This is a genomic window from Streptomyces sp. NPDC058665 (genome assembly GCF_042714995.1).
Taxonomy (GTDB): Bacteria; Actinomycetota; Actinomycetes; order Streptomycetales; family Streptomycetaceae; genus Streptomyces.
The window spans coordinates 1-2,083 of sequence record NZ_JBHXRX010000142.1; the positions used below are offsets into that span (position 1 = coordinate 1).

The window sequence follows — 2,083 nt, forward strand, 5'->3', positions numbered from 1 at the left end:
CAGCCGGTCAAGGTCTGACCGGGGTCGTCTGCTTAAACGGGGTAAGGGGCGCCCGCCATTGGCGGGCGCCCCTTACCGCTGTTCCCGGTACGCCGCGGACAGGCCCTACGGCAGTGCCAGCATCCGCTCCAGCGCCAGCTGGGCGAAGTCCGCCGTCTCCTTGTCGACCTGGATCCGGTTGATCTCCTTGCCGTCGGCGAGCGATTCGAGCGCCCACACCAGATGCGGCAGATCGATGCGGTTCATCGTCGAGCAGAAGCACACCGTCTTGTCGAGGAAGACGATCTCCTTGTCGTCGGCGGCGAAACGGTTCGCCAGCCGCCGTACGAGATTCAGCTCGGTGCCGATCGCCCACTTCGAACCGGCCGGCGCCTCCTCCAGCGTCTTGATGATGTACTCCGTCGAGCCGACGTAATCCGCGGCGGAGACCACCTCGTGCTTGCACTCCGGGTGGACCAGCACGTTCACCCCCGGGACCCGCTCGCGGACGTCGTTCACCGAGTCCAGCGAGAAACGGCCGTGCACGGAGCAGTGGCCGCGCCACAGGATCATCTTCGCGTTCCGCAGCTCCTCGGTGGTCAGACCGCCGTTCGGCTTGTGCGGGTTGTAGAGGACGCAGTCCTCCAGGGACATCCCCAGGTCCCGTACTGCGGTGTTGCGGCCGAGGTGCTGGTCGGGGAGGAAGAGGACCTTCTCGCCCTGCTCGAAGGCCCAGTTCAGGGCGCGTTCGGCGTTGGACGAGGTGCAGATCGTGCCGCCGTGCTCGCCGGTGAAGGCCTTGATGTCGGCGGAGGAGTTCATGTACGAGACAGGCACGACCTGCTCGGCTATGCCGGCGTCGGTCAGTACGTCCCAGCACTCGGCGACCTGTTCGGCCGTCGCCATGTCCGCCATGGAGCAGCCCGCGGCCAGGTCGGGCAGGACGACCTTCTGGTCGTCGGCCGTCAGGATGTCCGCGGACTCGGCCATGAAGTGGACGCCGCAGAAGACGATGTACTCGGCCTCTGGGCGCGCCGCCGCGTCCTTGGCCAGCTTGAACGAGTCCCCGGTCACGTCGGCGAACTGGATGACCTCGTCGCGCTGGTAGTGGTGGCCGAGGATGAAGACCTTCTCGCCGAGCTTCTCCTTCGCCGCGCGGGCGCGTTCGACCAGATCCGGGTCGGACGGCGACGGGAGGTCGCCGGGGCACTCCACGCCGCGCTCGCTCCGGGCGTCGGCCTCACGGCCGAGCAGGAGCAGTGCGAGGGGCGTCGGCTGGACATCGAGATCCTGACGAGCTTGGGCCGTGGTCACGTCACGCACCCTTTCTTCTCTGCGGAGGAGCCTTTTCGTCTAATTGACGTTATCTATCATAACCCCTTCACGTCACTTTGACGATGCCGATAGCGTCGATGTGACGCATTCCCGGGAGCACGGCACATGCCGCCGCGGAGCGGGGTGTGCGAGCATGAAGAAGAACGTGGAACCACGAACAGAAGCTCGACAGAAGGACGGCAGACGAGGCGAGCGGCGGGGCCCGGAATGAATCCGGGGCCGCACCGGTTGTAGCTGTCGGCAATGAGTCCGTACTTCCCCTGCCTCGGCGGGAGAGGCCCCACCCCGGGAGAGAAGCAGATGTCCGTATCGGACGAGACCACCACCGTAAGCGACGGCATCCTCCTGTCCGACGCCGCCGCGGGCAAGGTCAAGGCCCTGCTCGACCAGGAAGGCAGGGACGACCTCGCGCTGCGCGTCGCGGTCCAGCCCGGCGGCTGTTCCGGTCTCCGTTACCAGCTCTTCTTCGACGAGCGCTCGCTGGACGGCGACGTCGTCAAGGACTTCGGTGGCGTCAAGGTCGTGACCGACCGGATGAGCGCCCCGTATCTGGGTGGCGCCTCCATCGACTTCGTCGACACCATCGAGAAGCAGGGCTTCACGATCGACAACCCCAACGCCACCGGTTCCTGCGCCTGCGGCGACTCCTTCAGCTGATCGCGCCGATCGCCGATCGCTGATCGCGCAACGGAGAAGGCGGCGGCCCCCCGTGGGGGCCGCCGCCATCCGCGGGGCCCAGGTATTATTAAATAGTGAGGGGCACGGCGTC

General features: G+C 66.6%; 2 protein-coding genes. One reads left to right on the forward strand and one right to left on the reverse strand.

Annotated features, from left to right (window positions below):
* Positions 1–105 precede the first annotated feature (105 nt).
* The gene (nadA, locus tag ACFWV8_RS38285) at positions 106–1,293 is read right to left on the reverse strand and encodes a quinolinate synthase NadA (RefSeq protein WP_384215095.1); all 1,188 of its coding nucleotides are present in this window, start codon (positions 1,291–1,293) and stop codon (positions 106–108) included.
* A gap of 321 nt (positions 1,294–1,614) precedes the next feature.
* On the opposite strand from nadA, the gene ACFWV8_RS38290 reads away from it, so the two are divergent.
* Positions 1,615–1,971: an iron-sulfur cluster assembly accessory protein gene (locus tag ACFWV8_RS38290; RefSeq protein ID WP_030355429.1), complete on the forward strand. Its 357-nt coding sequence runs from the start codon at positions 1,615–1,617 to the stop codon at positions 1,969–1,971.
* The last annotated feature ends 112 nt before the right edge of the window (positions 1,972–2,083 follow it).